Origin of the sequence: Streptomyces sp. NPDC001599 (assembly GCF_042893535.1) — a bacterium.
In the GTDB taxonomy this organism is placed as follows: Bacteria; Actinomycetota; Actinomycetes; order Streptomycetales; family Streptomycetaceae; genus Streptomyces.
Genome location: NZ_JBIAVA010000007.1, coordinates 286,926 through 310,218 on the forward strand (window position 1 = coordinate 286,926; position 23,293 = coordinate 310,218).

The following is a 23,293-nucleotide window of genomic DNA, read 5'->3' on the forward strand; positions in this document are numbered from 1 at the left end:
AGTGCGCGTCGCATGATGGGGACGCCGTAGGAACGGCTCGCGTGAGCGATGCGTGAGCGGAGGAGTTTCGCGCCCTCTTCTTCCTCGGCTTTGCACCGGAGGCGGACCGGCTTGGCGGTGGCCCCGGCGGCGTTCGTGCCGACGTAGGGAGGAGGACGCTCTGATATGTCGCGCCTGATCCGGGCGTCGCTGTGCGGGGGAGTGTCAGAGACGGCCTTCACTTTGCGGATTCGACGTACGCTGAATAACACATAGTGCTACAACACTTCACGGAGCGCGTCCGTTGCTGGCGTGCGCCCGCAAGGCCCATGCCGGAAGTCTCAGGAGGGCCGTCGCCGTACCCCACGCCGCCATCGGACGGGCAGGGGAAAAGACCGTGCGGGGCATCAGCACAGCCTCGGCGGCGCTCGTGCCGACCTTAGGCAGGACGCTCTGGTAAATATCCCGGGTGATGCGGGTGTCGCTGTGCCCGAGGGTGTCCGACAGGATCTGGATGTCTATGTCGGCGGCTAGCATGAGGGTGGCTGCGCCGTGGCGCAGGTCATGCAGCCGGATCAGTGGGAGGCCGGAGGCGGCGACGAGCCGTTCGAAGAGGTGGGTCACCTTGCTGGGGTGGAGCCATGAGCCGTCCTCCTGGGTGAGGACGTGGCCGGTCTCGACCCCTGCCGGCCCCACTCGTTGCGGTCCGCGTTCTGCCGTTCGCGGTGCCGCTTGGGGACGTTGACGGTGTCGTTGTCGAGTGCGACCACGCGATACCCGCTGTCCGTCCTGGGGTCGGACGCCTCGACCTCCCAACCGTCCTGCACGAGTTGGGAGGAGACGGTCAGGACGTGCGTGTCGAGTTTCGTCTCCAACCACGGCTGCCCGCACGCCTCGCCACAGCGAAGGCCGCGGAAGGCGATCAGGTGCCACATCGCGTACAGCAGTCTTCGGCGACGAAGTCGAGGAACGCTCCGGTCTGCTGCGGCGTCCAGACCACCACTGGCTACGGCTTCTCGCCCGTCTGTTTCCACTTGGCCACCCGCTCGTCCATCCACACGAGCGCCTTCGGCTTGCGTACGGGATCGATCTCGACGTGGGCGGCGGGGATGAAGGTGATGATCTGCTGCCCGGTCGCGTCGTTCAGGGCCGCGCGGAGGGTGGCCTTGACGTGCTGGCGCGTGGCGGGACCGGTGATGCGGCGGAAGGGCGGCATTTCATCGATCGCGGTCTTCATCGCCTCGCGGCGGGCGCGATTCTCTCCGCCCTTCCACGGTATGGTCGCCAGTTCGTCGAGTGCGGCGCGCCGTTGGGCATTGTCCTCCAGGATCTGGGCGTTCGCGTCGCGGATGCCGGTGAACATCTCGCTGAGGTGGCTCACGGGGAGCCGGTCCAGGCGGCGGTTTCCGATGCGAGGCTTCAGGTGTACGCGGATGTCGGTCTCGTAGCAGTTGAGACCGGACCTGTGTATGCGCTTGCCGGCCAGCCACCAGTCGAGCCATTCGGCCACGGTCAGGCTGCCGATGAGGTCCTGGCCGGAGTTGAGACGCCGCCTCGTCTCCTCGACTGCGGGCAGAGGTGACCTTTCGCGGCTGACCTCGGCCAGCATCTCGGGGATGAGCTCGGTGCCCTCGGGGTCGTCCGACTCGGCGAGCCCGAGGAGGGCGCGTACATGGTCGAGGTCGGCCTGGCCGATTTGAGGCTGCCGTACCCGCCCCGGGTGCGGAGCGCCGGCTGCCGTCCTCGCGGGGCGAGAGCTCCTTGCCGGTCTTCGGGGCGCGGCAGGATCAGCGGCGATAGGTGGAACCCTTCAAGGGTCATTCTCCTCGGTCGTATCGGGATCGCTCCCGGATGAGTCGATCGCGGTGGCCACATCGGGCCACAGGGACGGGCGTGACGCCGCAGATGGTTGGCAGCGTCGTCGCCGTCTCGGCGGCACGGGCCTGAGAGCGGAGGGCCTCGGCTTTACGGTCGGCGTTCGGAGCGGTCTCGGCGTGATAGCGCGCGTAGTCCTCGTCGCGGCGCGCCTTCCGTAGCCGCTCTTCGGCAGCGTGGTGGGCGCGGAAGCAGCGGAGCACGTCGTCGTCCGTGCCGAGATCGGTCTCCGCCCTGGTGAACCGGCGCAGCGCGTGCAGCGAAGGAGTGGGGTGCTGAAGCGGGAGTCGCTGCACGTCTTCGACGTATCCGACCGCATAGACGAGGCAGATGGGCGGGGTGTTCAGCGCTTCGGCCAAGTCGATGACGTCGACCAAAGGCAAGTTGGAGCGGCGTCCGGACTCCGTGATCCCCGGACGTCAGCCCCGTTGCTGTGAGAGCGTCCGCCCCTCCGCACATGGGTGCACCCATCGCGCCAGCGAAGGCCCACGACAAAGTCCTCGAACTCCGTCCCCGTCATCGCGTCGACTTCGGCAATTGTTTGGTGCCCTGCCTTCACGGCCTCGGGCGATCGAGAGGCGGATCGCCGGGTTGGCCAGAATGTCTGAGCCCGAGGGTGCGGTGCCCGCCTCCAATGAGCGGGGAACCTGTCACGCGAGGTCGAGGGCCGAGGTCAGTCGTTGATAGGCGTGGGCTCCGTACCGCGCGCAGCCGGCACGGACGGTTGCACGACGTGCCGCTTGTTGCCCTTGAGGCCGAGCTCCTCCTTCTGCCTCTCGAAGTCGATGTCCGGAGTTCCGATACGGCCCACAGCCCGACTGTGCCCCGTCAACATCGCCTCCGCGAATGGGCTGTCGAGCGTGGCGACGCGGCGCAGGCCACGGGCCTCGTCCAGCGGAAGGGACGTGACGTCCTCGAAGTCCACCAGCAGATCTGGCACGTCGAGGTACTTCGGAAGCACCCGGTAGCGGTTGTGATCGGTCCGGAAGAGATCGGAGACGCGCTGCTTGTTGCCTCCATTGGCCTGCCAGTCGGCGACGGGCGGGGACGTGTGCAGCACATGGGCGCGTGCCAGTCGGACGAACTCGGCTTTGGCGCGGCGCTTCTTGGCCACTTCAGCCGTCGGCGGGTCCTCATAGAGGTCGCATGCGGGCGTGAGGACGAGCCACCAGTCCCCGGCGGGCGACGTCAGGATGTCGGCCGCAGTGACGTGATGGGTCACCGGCGGCTTGAGATAGACCCTCGCGGCGGAGGAGTGCCCCACGAGGTGTCCGCCGTTGGCCGAGATCACGGAGTCGAGCTCGCGAACCGCGTTCTCCTTCAGCCACGCGGCCAGCTGGTTGATCAGTACGAGAGGGATCTCGTGCTGGTCCGACTCCGCCATCTCCTCCCAGTTCGGGGCGATAGTGTCCCGGAGGAAGGAACGCATGTAGCGGTCGGTGATCGCTCCGAGCTGGCGTGTGAGTGAGGGGACGCCGGACTGGAGAGCTGCGCGCACGGCCTCGACCAAGTCGGGCAGGCGGTTCTTGGTCACGACGTTCACGAGCGGCGGGCGCCTGAGGCTCTCCACCCGCTGCGGGAATCCGGTGCAGAAGATCACCGGGATCCAGCACTTCTGGGAGACACGTTCGTACATGTCCCGTCCGCGCTCGTCCGCATCGTCGTCGCCCAGCGCGCCTCCGCCGTCCTTGACGTCCAGGATGGCAAGGTCGAACTGCTCACTCCCAAGGCGTCGTTCGGCTTCGGTGAAGTCGTCCTCGGTCTCGATGGTGACGGTGCCCAGATCTGCGAGCCTCCGCGTGAGCAGGCGCTGGAGACTTTCGGCGATGTCCGGTTCGTCGTCGACGATGAGTACACGGAATCCCGGTTCCGACACGGTCACCCAACTCTCCTTCGCAGCACTGCCTGGAAACACGCCCCCGGGAGGGGGCCCGACGGGAGCAGGGAGAGATCACCGTCGTAGAAGTCCTTGACGACGCTTCCCGCGATGGTCAGCCCGAGGCCGATCCCGTCGGGTTTGTCGCTGAAATACGTGTCGAAGATGACGTCTCGTATCTCCGCGCGGACCCCGGGGCCGCTGTCGCTGAAGGTGATTTCGACCTCTCCCGTCGGCGTACGTCCGGTCTCGATGAGGATGGCCCGGTCGTGGGTGTCGGGGGTGGTGGAGAGCCAGTAAATGGCGTTCCCCACGAGGTTGAGGACGAGAGTGTTCACGTCGCCAGGGGCGACGGTGACGGTTACGTCCTCGCCACCGACCTCTAGGGCGATGCCCAGCTTGGCGAGGTCCGCCTCGTGCACCTCGACGGCTGCCTTGATCTCGTCGTGAAGGGAGAGCGAGCGAGGCCGCCCCCGCCGACGCCCACTGAGTGGTTGGATCCGGGCGAAGAGATGGTCCAAGGCGGCCTGCTGGGTGCTGAAACCCGTGTGGACCCTCACCAACTCCTCGGCCACCTCAGCGTGCTCCCTGCGCAGGTTCTCGACCAGCTCCTGCAGGTCCTCGAGAACGAAGGCGATCCGGGTGAGAGCGGCCCTTCCGTCGTGGAGCACCACGTCCACGAGAGTGCCGAGGGTGGCCAGACGTTGGAACTGGGAGAGGACCTCCTGGACCTTCCTGACGCCCTCAGTGATCGTCTCGGACGCTTCCTCAACGGCACGGCCAAGCACCACGTCGTCGGGATGGCGCTGCTCGACGACCTGGCGCAGCGGATCCAGGCTGAACCCGGAGAAGAGCCCGTGTCCGGGGGGTCCGGGGGAAAGGAGCTTCTCGCCCGGCTGCTCGGGACGTCGCAGCTTGTAACGCCAGCTCTCCAGGCGACTGACGGCCTGGAGTATCCGGGCCTTGAGCTCCTCGTACTCCGGAGAGTCGATGAGTCCCTCACGGTGTGAACGGTCCTTGAGCCCCGGGTTTCCGTCAGCCGAGATGTACACGAACCCGGCAACCTGGTTGTTGGAGAAGCGCAGGGTCGGGTTGTTCACACGACGGAGGTCGAAGCCGAGCCAGTCGAACCCGGGCTCGCCGAAGGGCTGCACCCGGAAGCCATCCCGGTAGAGGGCCACGCCGCTGCTCCTGCGGATCAGCTGTCTGATCTCGGGAATGCTGCGTGCACCCACGTCGATGTTGAGCAGCTGTCGGAGGGAGGTGCCTTCGAGGTCCCACGTCCGGATGTCGAGCGTCAGCGCGCCGCAACTCGGCCTAGAGGAGTCACCGACGAGGCTGTCGTCGATGGTGGTCTCGGCGTCGCTGTGACTCGTGCGCAGCTGGAGGTGGGCCTGTCCGTCGGCGTCCACCGTGCCCATGAGGCGGTAGTGGGGATGCGCCAGCGCCTCGCTGGCGCCGACAAAGCCCGTGTGATGCTCCAGCTCGCCGGCGGGGGTCTCGATGTACACCGAGAAGTCCGGTCGGTCCGGTACGTCCAGCTCGGAAGGCGGTGCTGGCGGCAGGAGCCTGCTCAGGGACTGCTTGAGCAGGGTGACGGACTCCTCGTCCCACTGTTGCCGAAGCCCCTCCAGCCTCACCAAGGTGCCGTGATGCCCGAGGTCGTCGGGGCGCCCTTGGTCGCGAAAGTCCTGCGTGATCCTGTCGAACAGCTGCTGCGCCGGGCTGTTCGCGCCGAAGGTGCGTGGAGCCCTGGAGCCCCAGTCGACCGGCACTTGGTCGAGGTAGGCGTCGTCGTCCTTCGTGAACCTTCCCCAGTCGACTCGTACGGTGACCTCTTGCTCGTTCCTTCGGTGAGTCGTCAGGGACGTCACCTGAGCGAGGCGGGCTGCGGAGAAGCGGCCGATGCCCTTGGCTCCGAGGACCCGTCGGCCAAGCCTTTCGCTCTGAGGTGATCGGTGGCGATGGGGCGTGGCGATCTCCAGCCAGGTGCCACGCACGGTCTCCGGCGACATGCCATGGCCGTCGTCCCACACCTCGATGGAACCGCTGCCTGTCACGAGGGGCGCGTTGAATCGGACGACGACGAGGCTCGCGTCGGCGTCGTACGCGTTCTTCACCAGCTCGGTGAGCGCGACACGCTCGTTACTGATCAGCTCCTCGCCCAGGGTGCTCATGAGGCGAGCCCGAGGCCGGAGATAAGCCTTGGCGTTCTCGGAGTCCACCCGCGCCCCCGCTCCTGGTGACCTTCAGCTTGTTGCACCACGGATCGTAGTGAACTGGCTGAATTCTACAGCTGGTTCACGTGTGCACCATCTGACCCAAGGGCGCTGGTGGCCGGTAATGTTCGACGTTCTCCCGACGGCTCGAACGTGTCTTCTGCGCCCTGGTGTCGTTAGCCAAGCGGAGTGGTGCATCACTCCTGGCGAGTGAGCGGAACTCGGCGCTGGACTCCACTATGATCGATCATCTTGAGGCGTGGAACACTGGTTCGAGCCCGCTGCTGGCGGGGGTGGGTCAGCCGAGCTGGGAACTGGTCGGCGGTCCAGCTGTTCCCGATGCCCAAGGTGTCGGAATCCTTGCTTCCACCAGGAGGTCTGTGATCTCCTGGTGCTCATTCATGTCATGCGTACGGAGGGTTGTGCTGTGAAGGGGAGCGGCTACGGCGTACCTCTTGAACGCAGTGACTACCTTGAGCTTGCCCCACACGACGACAGTTGCGAATCAGAGGGTTTCCAGGACTGGCTGGAAGGCTTCGGTAAGGGCAAGCGGCTGGCCGTCGACCTCTTCTCCGGCGCCGGGGGGCTCAGTTTCGGCGTCGAGCGGGCGGGGTGGACCACTGCGGCGGCGGTGGACTTCGACGAACGCGCGCTGGAGACCCACCGGGCGAACTTTCCCGGGCTCAGCCTGCACATGGACCTTGGTGATCCCGACGAGCGCGACAGGCTCGTAGAGATCCTCGAGCCTGCCGATATCGATCTCGTGGCAGGAGGGCCGCCGTGCCAGCCCTTCAGCCGAGCCGGGCGAAACAAGATTCGTGACCTGGTCAAGAACCACGGGCGTGATCCGGAGGACCGTCGGAAGGAGCTCTGGAGCGCCTATCTCGACATCGTCAAGCGGATCCGGCCGCGCGTGGTCCTCATGGAGAACGTGCCAGACATGGGGCTGCACGACGATTTCTTCGTGATCCGGACGATCGAGGAGGAGTTGGAGGAGCTCGGGTACGCGACACAGGTGCGGCTTGTCGACGCGTGGAACTACGGCGTTCCACAGCACCGGAAGCGGCTCATTCTCCTGGCGAGGAGGGATGTCGCCGACTTCAGCTGGCGCGAACGCGACCAGAAGCACACCACCCTGCGCGACGCGATCGGCGATCTCCCAGTGTTGGATGTCGTGCCCACGGAGCGGGTCGGCGAGCGGGAGATGTCCTACCGCAAGCCGCGTAGCCTGCCGCCCTTCGCCGAGATGATGCGCGAGGACGCGCCACGTGGACGCGTCTGGGATCACATGACGCGTAGGGTCCGGAAGGACGACCACCGGATCTTCGAGCTTATGGAGTCCGACACCAAGTACTCGGATCTGCACAAGCTGCTGAAGACCGATGAAGAGAAGACGTATCAGCGCTACAGCGCGGACAAGTACACGGACAAGTACAAGAAACTGGACTGGGGAGAGCTGAGCCGCACGATCACGGCTCACATCGCCAAGGACGGCTACTGGTACATCCACCCCGAGCAGCTGCGCACCCTCACCGTGCGGGAGGCCGCACGCGTCCAGACCTTCCCTGACAAGTTCCGGTTCGCAGGCACTCGGAGTGACGCGTTCCGGCAGATCGGCAACGCTGTTCCTCCTCTGCTGGGGGAAGCTGCTGCTGAGGTGCTCAGGCCACTCGATGGTACCTCCGGTGGGACTGAGGGACTTCAGCCTCACTGGCGGGAGGTCCGGAGTGCCCTCACGGAGTGGGCGGAGCGACGCCGCGACGGAGTGGACTGGTATCAGCTTCCGCGTGAGCGTGACGGAGAGCGATTCTCTCTCCATGCAGCGGTCGTCGCCATACTTTCCGGGGCGAAGATCAAACCGGCCGCGATGGCTGAGCTCATGGACACCGTCCGGCGTTCCAAGACGCTGACGACGACGTTGTTCCTGAAGCTGCTCGAGGCGGCGCCCACGGTGCCAGCCCGGTCCCGTCTCGACCGCCTGACCCCGCTAGTGGACAAGCCATACGCTTGGCGTTGGGACAAACGGCTCGACGTTCCCGAGAAGCTGGGTATGAAGCCGGCCGAACGGTCCCTCTACCTTCTGCTGATCGGCGAGGACCTGATGCTCGTCGGACAGGCAACTCTGAGGGTCGCGGCGCGGATGAACGGCCAGGAGACGGATCACCCGAACCGGCTCAGCGAGGGGCGTGTCAACCTTGTGAAGCTCGTCGGCGCAGGGAAGGACGCCCCTCTGCGAATGGGGGCGATCCGGCTCATAGGAGCCGATTTGTGCCGGGACGAGGGGCCGGTCTGCTCTGACTGTCCGCTGATCGTGTACTGCCCCCGCCGGAAGGCGCATCCGGACGATCTGCTGACCCTGGCTGCTGTGCAGGAGTAGCCGACGGGCAACGCGGTGTCGAGGTACCCCGGTCTGCGGCCTTCACCACTTTCTGCGGCTTCCATCGCGTCTCGACGGACCTCGCACTCCCAGATCCGGACCACGGTCCACCCGGCAGCTGTGGCCTGCTCGGTGTTCCGTCGATCCCGGGCCTTGTTGGCATTGATCTTGTCCCGCCAGAGGGAGGCGTTGGGGCCTCGGAACCTCTTGGGACCGTGATCAGGGTAGTCGTGCCAGAAGCAGCCGTCCACGAACACGGCGACGTGATGGCGGGGCAGTACGAAGTCGGCGGTGCAGCGAGGGGCCACCTGCTGCTGGAGACGGAACCTGAGTCCCAGGCGGTGTACCGCTTTCCTGAGAAGGATCTCCGGCCTGGTGTTCCGCGCACGGCGGCCGCGCAGGTGTTCTCCTTCGGCAGTGGGGACCCACTGCTGTCCCGGTCTGCTGTCACCTTCGGTCATGATCAGAACCCGAGCCTGTCGACGTGGTGGGTAAGGGAGGGTGCCACACTCTCCCTACGCTCCGGGAACCAGTCGAACTCAGCGTTGATGACCATGGCCGAGTCGAGTTGCCGCTCGGGCTGCTGGCGGAGGCCGGCCTCTCACCGGGCGCCAGGCTCGTCGCCTTCAGTGACGCGGACGGTCGCATCGTGCTGAGGCGGGCAGAGGACGCGATGAGGGATCTGATCGAGAAGGGGTACCTCTGACGCGCCGGACGGGTTCGCGGCTGATGTGCGAACCCCGCTGGGGCTTCCTCTCGATCGCCTACGGGGCCGGAGTAAACCCCAGGCGTAGTGCCTCGGTCCGTGTGTGAAGTGCCTGCACGGCCTGCGCTTCGGGAACCTCCTCGCCGAGCTCGAGGCGTTTGCCCACGAAGTGAGCCAGCTGCCGCTGCCACGGCTCGAGGACGCGTGTCTCCTTGGCCCAGTCCTCGATCGCGTACCACTCGTCGGCAGGGAACTGAGCAGCCTGCTCGCCCGCTCCCGTCTCGTCGCCGGTACCGCCCGCGAGCGCGGTCTCGTCCAGCGGTTGGTCGAGCAGCTCCGACGAGAGAGCGCGCGGGACGGTCCAGGGCACCTCCGACACGGCGTCCCAGCAGGCGACCTTCTTGGCCCACTCACCGACGTGATTTCCCGCCAGAGGTGCGGTCACTGCCCGCATGACCCTGGGACAGAGGTCATGGACCGCTGACTCCAGAACCGGAGACAGCGACTGCTCCCGCCAGATCCGGTCGAGGTCGATCCGACGGTCGGTCGCCAGGGAGAGACGTGCCACGGTGTATGTGGTGATCATGCTCTTGTGGCTGCCGGCACCGTGGATCGCAGCGATGCGGTCCACGGCCTTGAACAGGATGGCCATGCCGATCACTCGTTGGCAGTACTGGAGGTCTACGCGCGGTGGTGCCTCCTCTACGCGCAGCATGAACTCTACGAAGTTCTTCTGAGCACCCCGGCTGACCAAGTGGGGCAGCCGATGCCACGAGTGGACGTACTTGGCCAGGTCTGCTTTCGTGAACTTTCTCTTTGCCGGGTTCAGCTTCTTGAACTGCCGCTGCCGGGCGGGAGTCCGAGCCTTCGCCAAGGCGTCCGTGTACTGGCCGCGGGCCCGCTCGTAGAACCAGTGAGTCTCCTGGCTACTGCCGTCCGTCGCGGGCGCCCACAGGGAGCGGGTGATCCGCTGGATCTCCACGTGGTACTCGTGGTTCGAGCTGAAGTCGACCTGGGTCACCCTGTTCTGGGTGTTGGAGTACTCCGAGATCTTCGGAACGATCTCCGCGAGCCGGTCGGGAGCGACCTCCGTCAGCTTCATCTGGACCCGCACCTCGGACAGGTCGGCCTTGTCGCGCGTGAGTGTGTGGTGGAGCGAGGCTGTGGTCTGTCCTCCGTTCACGATCTGGAGACCGTGCACCCCGGAGATGTGGGTGGGCACTCCGTCCGGCCCTCTCACGAAGTCGACCTGCGACGCCGTAGCTGTGATCCCGTTGTTGTAGGCCAGGAACCGGCCGGGCGCGTGGAGCAGGGTCTCCCGGATGCCCCGGTTGACCGCGCCCCGGGTCTGGAGGAAGGAACGCACGTTCAGTTCCAGGAGCCGGGTGTCGTACTCCGCGTACAGCTCAGCGAGCATCTGCCCGGGTATGACGGCCAGGACCACCGAGTGGTCCTCCTCCGAGCTGGGAGCCGAGACACAGGGGAGGGGCGGGGAGAAGGGAACCACGATGGGCTCGCCAAGAGCACCCGACGTGGCGTGGCGGTGCAGTCGCGCGAGGTCCCACACCTCGTAGGTCACCGGCAGGCCGTCGAGGTCCGAGGCCGGCACCTCGGTGAAGGTGGCGACCCGGTTGCTCAGCAGGAAGAGCCTGATCCGCTGGACTTCGGTGAGTGCCTTCTCGACCGCCGCGCACATGTCATACACGTCAAAGGACTCGTCGATGTGCTGCTGCAGTCCATCCCGGCACCGCACGGCAAACGTCAGGAGGCGCCGGAAGCGCGTCTCCGTCTGCCCCTTGGTGAGTTTGGTGTCCAGTGGAGTGAGCTGGAAGTCAGTCACGAACAGGTCCAGGGACTCGCCCGACTCGCCGATGCCGTAGCCGTGCACCTCGTGACCGTGCGCCTTGTGGAAGGCGGTGAAGGTGTTGGACACCACGCCTGCCTGCTCCAAGTCCTCGAAGACGCGTCGCGTGAACGTCTCCGGGGTGGTCGTCCCCTCGGCGTCGGCCGTCGCCTGGACGTCGGCCACCAGGCTTCTGGAGAACTCCGTGAGGTCGAGCTCAGCCATTTGATCCCCCGATCAGTTCCTTCACTTCGTCGACTTCGGCGCGGTACGCCCCCAGTGCCGACACATCCAGGTGGTAAGAGCAGTCGCCGACCCCGTCGGGGAGGTCGGCCTCGACCAGCCTCGGGAACTCGTCCCGTACGTGCCAGAACCTCAGGTCGCGGAGGGTGTACCGGGGTTCGTCGTACAGGTCCCGGTGCCCCGGCAGGTACCCGGCCTGGATCAGTAAGCCGTCGAACCGGGCACGCGCAGTGGGGTCGCTGAGCTGCTGACGCACGTGTTCCACCCGTCGGTTCAGGCTCTCGCCCGTGCCACCGCGCCGCTCGTCGAGCTGGACGAGGGTGAGCAGCAGCGCGGACGTGCCGGTTCCGTCGAGTTGTCGTTCGCTGGCGATCCGGATGCTCCGGGGGCGTTTCGCCGTGCTGGCCTTCGTCTCTATGGCCACGTCGGGGAGCTCGAAGTCCTGGTTGGTTCCCGTGGGGCCGGTCCACGCCTCGACGGCCTCGGGCTGGGACAGCTCGGCGAACAGGACGTCGCCCAGCATCAACAGCTCCCCGTAGAGGCCACGACGCGCCTCGACGCTCAGCCCGTCCCTGCTGACTGCACGGAGGAGGTCCTGCCATCTTCCGAACCGCTCCACGGCTGCGGACAGGGCCTCGGTGGCGTCAGGGGCAGCCTTCGCGACATCGGCGACGTCAGCGACAAGCGGGTTGAACACCTCGCTGAGGTCGTTGGCGGTCAGGATCACCTGGAGTTCGTACTCAAGGCGTGACACGGCACTCAGGTTCATCTCGATCCCGGCAGCCCTGGGCAGACGCCCGACGGAGCGCACGATCGGGTCCGCAGAGCGCGCATCAGCCCGAAGGACCAGCATGCGCTGCCGAGAGGGGTGGGAGACGGCGAGGAAGATGTCGAGCTGCGACTCCGGGTGCAAGCGGAGGCTGGACCGCCCTGGGACACCCTGCGGGCTCTCCAGCTTGTGCCACTCGTCCTCGGAGACGGTCACGCGTCGTCCTCCTCCTCGTCGATCGTGTAGATGTCCTCCTGGAACCAGACGGAGTTGGCGACGTACTCGGTCTTGGTCTGGTAGTCGGAGTGCGGGAAGCTCAGCTGGAAACCGACGAGGGGCGCCTTCGTACCTGCCTTGTCGGCGTCCGGGACCGCGAGGGGATAGATCAGCAGCAGTCCCTGGTCGGTGCGGCGCTGCCGCCGGATGTGAGGACCGGCCGGCGTCTTCGGCACAGACTGCTTGTCCTGGAGTTTCGCTGCCCGTGCTGCAGCCCTGTTCGCTGCCTCCAGCTGGTTGTCGTCGAGGCCGATCAGCTCGTCCGGCGGGCTGAGCACGCGCCGGATCGTGTACCGCCCCTCGTCCCTGAAGCGCTCGTTGAGAGCCTTGCGCTTCACCAGACCGACGGTGTGATCCCCGATCTTCTCCGGCTTCGTCGATGTCGTGCTGCCGACCAGGACGACCGTCCAGTTGCCGAGTTCGTCGACCTTCGTGCACTGCTCGATGTACTTGGCGATAAGCCGAGGACGTACACGCTGCGCCATGCGGTCGGCCTCGTAGGAATGCAGGAACTCGGTCACCGCATCAGCGGGCACGCTGTCCCACCGGACGTTGCCGTACTCGACGGGCTGGGTGGCGTCGCTGCTCTCCTCCGCACGGCGGACAAGGGTTTCAAGCGCCCCGAAGTTGTGCTCGACGGCTTTGTCGGCGAGCGTGAAGATCACGGTCTCCGGCCCTTCACCGGAATAGCTGAGCAGGATCTTCGTGCCCTGACGCATCTTGTTCGCCGCAGTCACGGTGAGGCCCAGCGAGGACGCCCGGACCTTCAGGCCGAACTCCGTCGGGGTGAGCCCGCGTGTGGCCATCTCCTCCACCTCCCGGCGTAGCTCGTCCGTGGCGGCGGTGACCTCCACGTACGCGTCCTCAAGGGCAGAGGTGGTGTACAGGCGGCACAGGTCCTCGTAACGGGGGCGGTAGCCGAACCACCGGCCCATCTGCAGGAGGGTGTCGTACGTCTTCGAGGTCCGCAGGTAGTAGCTGACCGTCAGTCCTTCGAGCGTGAGGCCGCGGGAGAGCTTCTGCCCGCCGATGGCGATCACGGAGAGCCCGTTCCTCCGGTTCTCGTAGTAGTCGAGGGCGTCCTTCGAGGTGCCGTTGACGGTCTTGACCTGGATCTTCCTGAGGGCGGGCAGGAGCTGCTCCGAGACCTGCTCCCAGGTCAGACGCTCGGCCTGGTCAGGAATGAAACAGTCCGTGGTCGGCTCGAAGTCCCTTTCCCAGAGGGCCCGGAACTCCGCCCGCATCTCGGGTGCCTTCCCGTATCGGTCCCGGATCATGTCGACGGTGAGTCGCAGATGGTCGTCGACCTGGTCGCGGACGAGGGTCTGCACCGAGGTGAAGCGGGTGACGTGCACCAACATCGAGTTGTGGACCTTCGTCTGTCCGCGAGCACGTCGAGCCGCGCAGGAGAGCACGAACGAGAAGATCGCCTCGCGCAGAGACCCAGGGAGGGTGTTCGCAGGAACGTCGCTGGCCTTGTGCTTGGCCGGCAGCCAGGCGTCTGCGTCGCTCACGTGCCGGACGAGAGGCAGGGGCTCCACGTCGGCCTCGTACTCGTCGTCCACCCGGAGCCCGAAGACCCTCTCAGGACCGAGGTAGTTCGTGGGCGAGGGAAGGCTGCGGATGAAGCTGGCGGGGAACAGGTCCTCGCCAGCTTCGGTGTGCTCGGCGTCGGGGTCGATGTAGATGTTGGCAAAGGGAGTCGCCGTGTAACCGACGTAAGCGGACTTGTCGAAGCTCTTCATGAGCTTGCGGATTGCCGCGTTCGTCTTGGTCGGGTCCGCCTCGGGGTCGCGAACTGTGTTGATCGAGGCGTTGTCGGCCTCGTCGTCGATGACGAACAGGGGAAGATCTTTGACGATCTTCTCGCCGTTCTCGTCCTCGGTCCCGTGGACGTCCAGCACCCACTTCCGGACGTACTCAAGGATCTTGTAGTGCTTCTTGACCACAAGGACGACGGGGAAACTGCCCAGGGGGAAGTTGATCGCCTTGGCCGTGGCGAGCCCGAAGTCACCCTTCTCGCCGCTGTTGGTCGGTGAGGCGATCTTCAGCTTCTTGGCTAGTGGCATCTTGCCCACGCCTATGGCCCGGGAACGTCCGTCCTCGTCCGAGCGGCTCTGGTTCTGGGTGTCGAAACCCAGGAGTCCTTCGTCGATCCGGAGCTGGGTCTGGCTGCGAAGGTCGTTGTGGATACCTGCGAGAACCACGACGAACCGGTAGCCGGCGTCGACCGCCTTGGCGGCTAGGCCGATGTACTGGCCCGTCTTCCCGGACTGCACCTGACCGATCACAAGGCCCTTACGACGCCAGGGCCCGGACCGTCGAGGATCCTCCAGCTGACTCAGCACGTCGTCCGAGGTCTGGTCCAGGCGACGCACCACCCACGGCGGCAGGCTCACCACGTCCTCGAGATACCTGCGGTACCGCTCCCAGAACTCCCAGTCGCGGTCGATCTTCGCCTCTGGAAGCCACGGCTCGTGCCCCTTGGAGTCCGTGAGCGCGAGAGACCGCTCCTGGAAGACCGCGGTCATCGCCTCGATCTCCTTGACCAACAGCTCACGGTCGAGGTCCTCGCCCTGCCCGGCCAGCAGACCGAAGATGGCGTTGACCGCGGTCTGGACCTCTTCCGCCTTCGGCTGCCGATCCTGTGGCAGGAAGCCGAGAACAAGACGCTTGGCCTTGGCCATCGAGTCGTCGGAAACGTCACTCACAGGAGACCTCCAGCTGGACACGGTCGGTATGTGTGGAGCCTAAAGGTGACCACTGACGAGGGGTCACCTGCTCCAGAAACCCTGGAGCTGGTCGAAAGGAGACATGGTTCGGAGGCGATCTCGCGCGGACGCCGGTGAACGTCCTCCCGAGACGAGCGACTCGAAGATTCGCTGTGCGACCTCGACCGCTGCGCCGTCGGCGACGCCCGGACCGCCGAACGGCTCGGGATCGTCGCTGCTGTCCGTCTCATGCATCACTCGGAGGGCGGTGACCGGGATGGTCTCTTCAAGGAGAAGCAGCAGCGCGCGCACGTCCGCGGTGCTGTTTCCTCCGGGACGCAGTGCTGCCTGCACCAGTGGATGGCTTCGGTTGATTTTGCAGACGACCCTGTCGTCGGGCCGACGTACGAGCCATGCGTACGCCAGTGGGTCGCCGTGGGTACGTGCGGCGATCTGGCCCCGACGTTTCAGGACCTCCGCGGCGGTGGCCCGCGCATTGCGTGCGTGGCGGTTGAGGTGCGAGCGGAGGCTGACCGGAGGGACGACGCTCGACTTCCTCACGTCAACACCCCACTCGGCGTCCGTCTCGGGGGGGATGTCGATGGCGATGCGCGCCAGGTTGTACTTCTCCTCGCGCCGCATGCCGCGTTGCCCGAGCCAGTCACCTGCGAGGATCAGCCGGTTGCGGCGGTAGACGTAGAAGCCCTGCTGGTCGAGCCAGCCCTCCGGACCGGCGGCCCGGTGGTACTCCTCGGAAGTCAGCCTCTGGGCACTGGGGAGGACGAACGCCTCAACTTTCACGAAGCTGCCGTTGAGGGGGAGTTCCTCGGAGGGCAGGCGCTGTACCGAGGGGTGGTTGCTCATGAACGGGTCCCAGGGCTCCACCAGGGTTCCTCGGACCTGCAGGTTGCGGCGGCGGGTTCCGGTGAGGAAGCGAGCGAAGACCATGCCGAGATGGGATTCCGTGCGGGTTGCCTCGGCGTAGAACTGCTTCTGCGTGCCTTCGTCGTCCAGGCTGGCGCTGTCCGTGCGATAGCCGTTGAGCCGTCTCCAGAGCACGATGGTGCCGTGATCGGAAGAACCTCGGAGTCTGCCGAGCACGTCCATCGTGTCGTCATCGGCCCCGTGAAGCAGCCGCCACTGGCCGGCGCCCTCGACGACATCGAGATCCCACGTCCGGGTGTGCCACTCGCCGTTCTTGGCCGTCGTGACCGTGAGCTGTCTGGCCTGGGAGAACGAGGCGGACTTGAGCCCGACGCCGAAACGGCCCAGGTCGGTGGAGGAGCGTGCGGTCGCAGGCCCTCGGGCTGCCACGGTCATGGCCGTGACGAGCTCCTCGGCCGTCATACCCCAGCCGTCGTCCACGACGGCGATCCACGAGTCGGCTCCGGCCCAGGTGAACTCGACATCGATGTTCTTGGCCTCGACGGAGATGCTGTTGTCCACGAGGTCCGCGACGGCCGCGGGGAGCGAGTAGCCAAGGGAGCTGAGCGAGGCCACCATGCCTGCCGGCTCGGGAGCTGCGATGTCGTACGCGATGGGTGTTTCCACTGCTTCCCCGTTACGGCCGCTTCTCGAAGTGGAGACTGTCCCGGAGATGCACTGGAACGAAGCGGGCGAGCACCTCTCAACAGGGGGCAGCCCTCCGCAGATGTGAGTTCCCGCCCTAAACACTGATAGTACGTGAGCCGTTACCTGTTCGGGCCGGTGTTCCGGGACTTTCATGTGCAGTGGGCAATGAACTTCGGACCCGTTCGCGGAGTCGCGGCCACTACGCTGATCCCCGGACTCACCGAAGTAGCCATCGGCTCGGGTCGACTTCATGAGGTGTTGCTTCCCGGCTGCACGTGACCATGCCAGCCGTGGCCTCGACCTCCTTGCCGGCCGAGGTCGACCTCGGCCGGGTCTGAGCTTCGCACCACCGAGCGGTGTGCCGATGTGCGTGAGCGCTGCGTGAGCGGACTGGGCGGCACGAGGGCGGATCAGCGGTCACGCCGGTCGTGGTCACAAGTCCATGACCAGCTGAAACGTCATCCAGCGTCACGCCACGGCACCATCCGTCACGATCTTGCAGGCCCTCGTAATGCGTAGGTCTCGGGTTCGAATCCCGAAGGCGGCTCAGAGAAGGGTCAGGTCAGATGTTTCTGACCTGACCTTTTGTATTTCGGGGCGGGTGGCGGCAGTCCGGGGAGCAGTGTGCGCCGGCTTGCCGCTCGGGGGTGGAGCGCGCAGCCTGGGCGTTGTGACCCTCTCCCACGGCACCCTGGCGCACCGGCTCATCGCCGGTCATCTCGTCGACGGGAGGATGGAGCCGGGCGGCGAGATCGGACTGCGGATCGACCAGACCCTCACCCAGGACGCGACCGGCACCCTGGTGATGCAGGAACTCGACGCCCTCGGCCTGGACCGGGTCCGTACCGAGGTCAGCGTCCAGTACGTCGACCACAATCTGCTCCAGGCGGACGAGCGCAACGCCGAGGACCACGCCTTCCTGCGCTCCGCCTGCCGCCGCTTCGGCATCTGGTACTCCAAGCCGGGCAACGGCGTCTCTCACCCCAGCCACATGCAGTACTTCGGTGTCCCCGGCAGGACGTTGGCCGGGTCCGACTCGCACACCTGTGCCGCAGGGGCACTCGGCATGCTCGCCCTGGGCACCGGCGGCCTGGAGGTGGCGCTCGCGATGGCCGGACGGCCCCTGCACGTGACCATGCCGGAGATCTGGGGCATCCACCTGACCGGCAGGCTGCCGGAGTGGGTGAGCGCCAAGGACGTGGTGCTGGAGCTGCTGCGGCGGCACGGCGTCAAGGGAGCGGTCAACCGGATCCTGGAGTACCACGGTCCGGGACTCGAGGGGCTGACGGCCATGGACCGGCACGTCATCGCCAACATGGGTGCCGAGCTCGGCGCGACCACCTCCGTCTTCCCCTCCGACGCAGCCGTACGCGCCTTCCTGCGCGCCGAGGACCGCGAGGCCGACTTCCGCGAACTGGCCGCCGAGCCGGACGCCGTCTACGACCGCACCGACGAGATCGACCTCTCCACGCTCGAGCCGCTCATCGCACGTCCCACCTCGCCCGGCAACGTCGTGCCGGTGCGCACGGTGGCGGGCGAACCCATCGGGCAGGCCGTCATCGGCTCCTCCGCCAACCCGGGACTGCGCGACTTCGCCGTCGCCGCCGCCATCGTCGCCCGCCGCCAGACCCACCCCGCCGTCAGCTTCGACATCAACCCCACCTCCCGCGAGATCCTCGCCGATCTGACCAAGACGGGCTCGACCTTCGACCTGATCACCGCCGGGGCCCGTATCCACCAGGCCGGCTGCCTGGGCTGCATCGGAATGGGCCAGGCCCCGGCGGCCGGCCGCAACAGCCTGCGCACCTTCCCGCGCAACTTCCCCGGCCGCTCCGGCACCGAGGACGACGCGGTGTGGCTGTGCTCCCCGGAGACCGCCGCCGTCTCCGCACTCACCGGCGAGATCACCGACCCCCGGGACTGGGCGGCCCGCGAGAGCGTGCCGTATCCGCGGCTTCGTCTGCCCGAGCACGCGTCGGTCAACCGCTCGATGCTCGAGCCCCCGCTGCCGCCCGAGCGGGCCGCGCGCGTCGAACTCGAACGGGGTCCCAACATCTCCGGCCTCCCCGAGTTCGACCCGCTGCCCGACCTGCTGGCGGGTCCGGTCCTGCTCAAGTGCGGAGACGACGTCTCGACCGACGAGATCTCCCCGGCCGGCGCGAAGGCACTGCCGTACCGTTCGAACATCCCGAGGCTCGCCGAGTTCACCTTCACCAGGATCGACCCGGACTACCCGCGGCGCGCCGCCGAACTGGCCGACGACAGCGGGAACGACGGCGGGAACGACGGCGGGCCGGGCCGGCACTTCGTCGTCGGCGGGGAGAACTACGGCCAGGGCTCCTCCCGCGAGCACGCCGCCATCACCCCGCGTCACCTGGGGCTGCGCGCCGTGATCGCCAAGTCCTACGCCCGTATCCACTGGCAGAACCTGGCCAACTTCGGCGTTCTGCCGCTCGAGTTCGAGCAGGCGGCCGACTACGACCGCATCGACGCCGGCGACCGGCTGCGGCTGGAGGACCTGCACACCGCGCTCGCCCCCGGAGCCGAACCGCGCCTGCGGCTGCGCAACACCAGCAAGGACGAGACCTACCAGGTCCGCCACCACCTCTCCGACGGCCGCCGCCGCACCGTACTCGCCGGAGGAACGATCGCGGCCCTCGCCCGCGAGGAGCAGCAGCGCCCCGGAGGCTGACCCGCCACCGCCCCGAACGGCGGACCGTGCCTGCATGGGCCACTCGGTGAGGGGCACACCGTAGACATGGAAGAGGCGCCTGTGGTCGTGCAGCCGCCGAGCCCCGACGGTGGCAGGCGGGTCGCGATCGGCGGTGAGTACGCCGGTATCGCGTATCACCTGCTCGACGTGGTCGAGTTCCTGCGCCGAGCGGGTCTGCCGGAGTCCGACACGACGCTCGACGACCCCGAGCTGATCGAGTGGCGTGGCGGCGGGCCGGAGGCCTGGGCGGCGGACGAGTGACGGGAGGGAGCGAACGTGGCACGGGTCCTCGTGAAGGACGACGACCTCGTAGTGCGCCTCTCCTGGTGGGAGAAGGCCCCCGCGCACCGCGCGACCGTGCGCGTGCCGCTGACGGCTGTACGCCGGGTGACGGTGGAATCCGACTGGTGGCGTGCCCTGCGCGGAGTGGCGCTGCACGGCGTCTGGATTCCCGGCGTGCTGAGCGCCGGCACGCGGGGCCACGCCGGCGGACAGGACTTCGTGGCTCTACGGCCCGGCAGGCCCGTGGTGTGCGTCGAACTGCGGTCCTCGGCTCCCTTCGCATTCCTGGCCGTCTCGGTCCGGGGCGACGCGCGGGCCACGGCGGAACGGTTGCGGCGTTCCGCACCGGACCTCGACGTGTCCACCGCCCGGCGGCAGCCTCTTCCCGTCGCCGAGGAGACGGAGAATTCCTGGAAGGAGCTGGACATGTACCGGAAGCACTGAGTGAGCGGTGTTGCGCCGCCGCTCCGTCGCGTCCCGGATCCCCGTGGGCGGGCCGCGGCACGCCGCACCACCCTCACTTCGCGTCCGCGTAGCACTCCACCACCGCCGTCGTGAACGGGAATCGCACCGGCGTCGTCCCGAACGTCAGCCGCCCCGCCAGCTCCGCCGCCTCCCGGATCGCCGCGACGACGGTGTCGGCCTCCTCCTCGGGACAGTGCACGATCACCTCGTCGTGCTGGAAGAAGACCAGCTCGGCCGCCATGTCCGCGCAGGTCTGCCGCAGGGCTGCGAGCAGGAGCAGGGCCCAGTCGGCGGCGCTGCCCTGGACGACGAAGTTGCGGGCGAAGCGGCCCCGCGCGCGGGCGTTGGTGGAGGCGTACCCCGGCACCCACTCCTGGGCGCGGTCCCCGGCGTCGGCGGGGTCGTCCTGCGGCAGGCCCGCCTCCTCGGTGCCGTCGGCCGCGCCGGCCGCGGGCGGGCAGGTGCGGCCCAGCCAGGTGCGCACGAGCCGCCCCTCCTCGCCCGCGCGCGCCGCGTCGTCGACGTACGCCACAGCCCTGGGGAAGCGGCGTCTGAGCGCGGCGAGGTTCTTCAGGCCGTCGCCGGACGTCTGGCCGTAGACCGCGCCGAGCACGGCGAGCTTGGCCTGGGCGCGGTCGCCGGAGAAGGCGCGGTCGGAGACGGACTGGTAGAGGTCGCTCTCGCGGCCGGCCACCTCCATCAGACCGGGGTCGCGGGAGATCGCCGCGAGTACGCGCGGCTCCATCTGGTCGGCGTCGGCGACGACCAGCCGCCAGCCCGGGTCGGCGACGACGGCCCGCCGGATCACCTTGGGGATCTGCAGCCCGCCCCCGCCGTTGGTCACCCAGCGTCCGGTGACGGTGCCGCCGGCCAGGAACTCGGGGCGGAACCGGCCGTCGCGCACCCAGTCCTGGAGCCAGGACCAGCCGTGGGCGACCCAGATCCGGTACAGCTTCTTGTACTCGATCAGCGGCTTCACGGCCGGGTGGTCCAGCGACTCCAGCTCCCACCGGCGGGTGGAGCCGACCTTCACGCCCGCCTGCCCGAACGCCTTGACCACGTCCGCGGGGAGGTCGGGCCGCACCCGGCGCCCGAACGCCGCCGACACCTCCTCCGCCAGCTCGGCCAGGCGGCGCGGCTCGCCCCCGCCCGCATACCGCTCGCCCAGCAGTCCGTGCAGGACCTCGCGGTGCACGTCGGCCCGCCAGGGCAGTCCCGCGCGGTTCATCTCGGCGGCCACCAGCATGCCCGCCGACTCGGCCGCCGTCAGCAGCCGCAGCCGGTCGGGGTGGGCCGAGCGGTCGTGCCGGCGCTGCTGCTCGGCGTAGACGGCGAGCAGGTCGGACAGGGGGAGGTGGACGGCCTCGGGCTCGAACAGCGGGGACTGGGCTCCCGGCTCGGCGGAGCGCTGCGGCGGGTCGGGCGGTACGGGGCCGCCGCGCATCCGGGCCAGGGCGGCCGCGGCCGAGCGCGGCTCCCCGTACCGCCCCTCGTGGCCGAGCAGGAGGGTCTCGGCGGCCTCCACGTCGTAGCACCGCTCCACTCGCACTCCCGCGGCGAGCAGGCGCGGCGCGGTCTCGGCGGTGGACCGCCACACCCAGCGCGCGACGTCCGGCCTGTCCCGGACGGCCTCGGCGAGACCGGCCTCCCGCCGCACCGGTCCGGCGGGCAGCCCGTCGGGGCCGAGGGGGGCGACCTCCACGCCACCCCCCTCGGCCACCGCGAGCGCCCACCTCTCGGCCATGTCGCGAGTGTCGCAGGCGGGTCTGACAACGGCCGTGGCGACGGTCGTCGCCACGGCCGTCGCCGGTGGCTCGCTCAGGCTTCCCCGGTCGACCCGCCCCCGCCCTCCGCGCCCGCCTCGGTCTTCTCGGCCTTCTCGGCCTTCTCGGTGAGGTGGATGAACTCCGCCACCGCGTCGACGACGTACCGCTCCGTCGCCTCCTTGTCGAGGCCGAGCCCGCTCAGCACACCCTCGCCGTGCTCGTGCTCCAGCAGGGCGAGCAGGATGTGCTCCGTGCCGATGTAGTTGTGGCCGAGGCGCAGGGCCTCGCGGAAGGTGAGTTCGAGGACCTTCTTGGCCGCGGAGCCGTAGGGCACCAGCTCCGGGACCTCCGCGGCGGCCGGCGGGAGCGCCGCGGTCGCCGCCTCGCGGATCGCGTCCAGGGTCACGCCCTGCGCGGCGATCGCCTTGGCGGAGAGGCTCTCGCGCTCGGTGACCAGGCCGAGGACGAGGTGCTCGGGCAGGCCCTCGGCGTTGCCGGCGGTCTTGGCCGCGTTGTGGGCGGTCATCACGACGTTGCGCGCGCGGGGTGTGTAGCGGCTGAAGCCCTGGCTCGCGTCCAGATCGGCCGATTCCTTGGTCACGAAGCGCTTCTGCGCCGCCTGGCGGGTGACCCCCATGCTCTTGCCGATGTCCGTCCAGGACGCGCCCGAACGCCGGGCCTGGTCCACGAAGTGGCCGATGAGGTGGTCGGCCACCTCTCCGAGGTGCTCGCCGGCGATGACGGCGTCCTGGAGCTGTTCCAGCGGCTCCGGATGGACCTTCTTGATCGCGGTGATGAGTTCGTCGAGGCGTACGGATGACGTGATGCTCGGGTTCGTCGTCATGTGTCAACCGTAGGTTGCGCCCTCCGGGGTGTCAACTGTCGGTTGACACCCGGGCCCCCCCCGGCCCGCCGTCACTTCGGCGATGCCACCACCAGACGCACCGCCAGCCCCGTGAACACCGTCCCGGAGACGATGTTGAGCCAGCGATTCACCCGGGCACTGCGCCTGAGGAGGCTCGCCAGCCGCCCCGAGAGCAGCCCGACGAATCCGTCCCACAGGAAACCCATCACCACCAGCGTTCCGCCGAGCACCAGCAGCTGCCCCGGGACGTGCCCGAGCGAGGGGTCGACGAACTGCGGCAGGAACGCCACATTGAAGAGGATCACCTTGGGATTGAGCAGGTTGGTGATCGCGCCCTGCCAGAAGGCCCGCCGCATCCCCGCCCGCGGTGCCGCATCGTCCCCGCCCGGCACCGACCGGTCCCGGAAGGCCTTCACCGCCAGATACAGCAGATAGGCCGCGCCCGCCCAGCGCAGCACGTGGTACAGCGTGGGCAGCGTCGTGAAGAGGGCCGACAGCCCGAGAGCCGCGGCGACCGCGTGCACCAGCATCGCGCAGGCCACTCCGAACGCGGCCATCACACCGGCCGTGGGCCCGCCCCGGCCGCCCATCGCCACGATGAACATCATGTCGGGGCCCGGTGTGATGCACAGGGCGAAGGCGGCGACGAGGAACGCCAGGTAGAGAGTCGTGTCCATCATGCGGGTCATGGTCGGCGCAGGCGGGCGCGGGCCCGGCCGAATTCCGCGGAGTGAGACGGGCCCGGTGGCCGTGGCA

General features: G+C 67.9%; 15 protein-coding genes and 2 pseudogenes. 4 read left to right on the plus strand and 13 right to left on the minus strand.

Annotation, left to right across the window (positions count from 1 at the left end; all coding sequences use genetic code 11):
* Positions 1–393: 393 nt before the first annotated feature.
* From ACFYZ3_RS20210 to ACFYZ3_RS20230, 5 genes and pseudogenes are all read right to left on the minus strand, one after another.
* A pseudogene (locus ACFYZ3_RS20210) lies at positions 394–1,793 on the minus strand (tyrosine-type recombinase/integrase); the annotation flags it as partial.
* Positions 1,794–1,796: 3 nt separating this feature from the next.
* The gene (locus ACFYZ3_RS20215) at positions 1,797–2,231 is read right to left on the minus strand and encodes a hypothetical protein (protein ID WP_388519354.1); all 435 of its coding nucleotides are present in this window, start codon (positions 2,229–2,231) and stop codon (positions 1,797–1,799) included.
* A complete protein-coding gene (locus tag ACFYZ3_RS20220) occupies positions 2,198–2,374 on the minus strand; it encodes a hypothetical protein (RefSeq protein WP_388519625.1) in 177 nt (58 codons plus the stop codon). Before ACFYZ3_RS20220 ends, ACFYZ3_RS20215 begins: the two co-directional genes overlap by 34 nt.
* A 153-nt stretch (positions 2,375–2,527) precedes the next feature.
* A complete protein-coding gene (locus ACFYZ3_RS20225) occupies positions 2,528–3,736 on the minus strand; it encodes a hypothetical protein (RefSeq protein WP_388519357.1) in 1,209 nt (402 codons plus the stop codon).
* The gene (locus ACFYZ3_RS20230) at positions 3,733–5,955 is read right to left on the minus strand and encodes an ATP-binding protein (RefSeq protein WP_388519360.1); all 2,223 of its coding nucleotides are present in this window, start codon (positions 5,953–5,955) and stop codon (positions 3,733–3,735) included. The genes ACFYZ3_RS20225 and ACFYZ3_RS20230 overlap by 4 nt, the downstream gene beginning before the upstream one ends.
* Before the next feature lie 421 nt (positions 5,956–6,376).
* On the opposite strand from ACFYZ3_RS20230, the gene ACFYZ3_RS20235 reads away from it, so the two are divergent.
* A complete protein-coding gene (locus tag ACFYZ3_RS20235; RefSeq protein WP_388519363.1) occupies positions 6,377–8,326 on the plus strand; it encodes a DNA cytosine methyltransferase in 1,950 nt (649 codons plus the stop codon).
* 92 nt (positions 8,327–8,418) lie between these two features.
* Here the strand turns inward: ACFYZ3_RS20235 and ACFYZ3_RS20240 are convergent.
* The 5 genes and pseudogenes from ACFYZ3_RS20240 to ACFYZ3_RS20260 form a co-directional block, all read right to left on the minus strand.
* Positions 8,419–8,787: pseudogene (locus ACFYZ3_RS20240) on the minus strand (very short patch repair endonuclease); the annotation flags it as partial.
* A 303-nt stretch (positions 8,788–9,090) separates the two neighbouring features.
* Positions 9,091–11,100, minus strand: coding sequence for an AIPR family protein (locus tag ACFYZ3_RS20245; RefSeq protein ID WP_388519366.1), 2,010 nt, complete (start codon positions 11,098–11,100; stop codon positions 9,091–9,093).
* Positions 11,093–12,103, minus strand: coding sequence for a PD-(D/E)XK motif protein (locus tag ACFYZ3_RS20250; protein ID WP_388519369.1), 1,011 nt, complete (start codon positions 12,101–12,103; stop codon positions 11,093–11,095). The genes ACFYZ3_RS20245 and ACFYZ3_RS20250 overlap by 8 nt, the downstream gene beginning before the upstream one ends.
* Positions 12,100–14,874 carry a Z1 domain-containing protein gene (locus tag ACFYZ3_RS20255; RefSeq protein ID WP_388519372.1) on the minus strand — a complete coding sequence of 925 codons (2,775 nt, stop codon included), beginning with the start codon at positions 14,872–14,874 and terminating at the stop codon, positions 12,100–12,102. The genes ACFYZ3_RS20250 and ACFYZ3_RS20255 overlap by 4 nt, the downstream gene beginning before the upstream one ends.
* Before the next feature lie 63 nt (positions 14,875–14,937).
* Positions 14,938–16,425 (minus strand): ATP-binding protein, encoded by a 1,488-nt coding sequence (locus tag ACFYZ3_RS20260; protein ID WP_388519375.1) that lies wholly within the window; start codon positions 16,423–16,425, stop codon positions 14,938–14,940.
* Between the two features lie 691 nt (positions 16,426–17,116).
* On the opposite strand from ACFYZ3_RS20260, the gene ACFYZ3_RS20265 reads away from it, so the two are divergent.
* From ACFYZ3_RS20265 to ACFYZ3_RS20275, 3 genes are all read left to right on the plus strand, one after another.
* Positions 17,117–19,138, plus strand: a complete 2,022-nt coding sequence (locus ACFYZ3_RS20265) for an aconitate hydratase (protein WP_388519378.1) — start codon at positions 17,117–17,119, stop codon at positions 19,136–19,138.
* Between the two features lie 66 nt (positions 19,139–19,204).
* A complete protein-coding gene (locus ACFYZ3_RS20270) occupies positions 19,205–19,420 on the plus strand; it encodes a hypothetical protein (RefSeq protein WP_388519381.1) in 216 nt (71 codons plus the stop codon).
* A gap of 15 nt (positions 19,421–19,435) precedes the next feature.
* Complete coding sequence (locus ACFYZ3_RS20275; RefSeq protein ID WP_388519384.1) at positions 19,436–19,885, plus strand: hypothetical protein; 450 nt, start codon at positions 19,436–19,438, stop codon at positions 19,883–19,885.
* Positions 19,886–19,958: 73 nt separating this feature from the next.
* Here the strand turns inward: ACFYZ3_RS20275 and ACFYZ3_RS20280 are convergent, their stop codons facing one another.
* The 3 genes from ACFYZ3_RS20280 to ACFYZ3_RS20290 all read right to left on the minus strand — a co-directional run bounded on the left by ACFYZ3_RS20280 (position 19,959) and on the right by ACFYZ3_RS20290 (position 23,217).
* Entirely contained in the window at positions 19,959–21,650 is a 1,692-nt protein-coding gene (locus ACFYZ3_RS20280) for a bifunctional 3'-5' exonuclease/DNA polymerase (RefSeq protein ID WP_388519387.1), read from the minus strand.
* Between the two features lie 74 nt (positions 21,651–21,724).
* Complete coding sequence (locus ACFYZ3_RS20285) at positions 21,725–22,516, minus strand: Clp protease N-terminal domain-containing protein (protein WP_388519390.1); 792 nt, start codon at positions 22,514–22,516, stop codon at positions 21,725–21,727.
* Between the two features lie 71 nt (positions 22,517–22,587).
* Complete coding sequence (locus tag ACFYZ3_RS20290; RefSeq protein ID WP_388519394.1) at positions 22,588–23,217, minus strand: LysE family translocator; 630 nt, start codon at positions 23,215–23,217, stop codon at positions 22,588–22,590.
* Positions 23,218–23,293: the final 76 nt, after the last annotated feature.

Coding starts and splice junctions, on each gene's coding strand:
- ACFYZ3_RS20220 (WP_388519625.1), bottom strand. CDS start 2,374: ATGACGGGGACGGAGTTCGAGGACTTTGTCGTGGGCCTTCGCTGGCGC.
- ACFYZ3_RS20285 (WP_388519390.1), bottom strand. CDS start 22,516: ATGACGACGAACCCGAGCATCACGTCATCCGTACGCCTCGACGAACTC.
- ACFYZ3_RS20290 (WP_388519394.1), bottom strand. CDS start 23,217: ATGATGGACACGACTCTCTACCTGGCGTTCCTCGTCGCCGCCTTCGCC.
- ACFYZ3_RS20270 (WP_388519381.1), top strand. CDS start 19,205: ATGGAAGAGGCGCCTGTGGTCGTGCAGCCGCCGAGCCCCGACGGTGGC.
- ACFYZ3_RS20245 (WP_388519366.1), bottom strand. CDS start 11,100: ATGGCTGAGCTCGACCTCACGGAGTTCTCCAGAAGCCTGGTGGCCGAC.
- ACFYZ3_RS20280 (WP_388519387.1), bottom strand. CDS start 21,650: ATGGCCGAGAGGTGGGCGCTCGCGGTGGCCGAGGGGGGTGGCGTGGAG.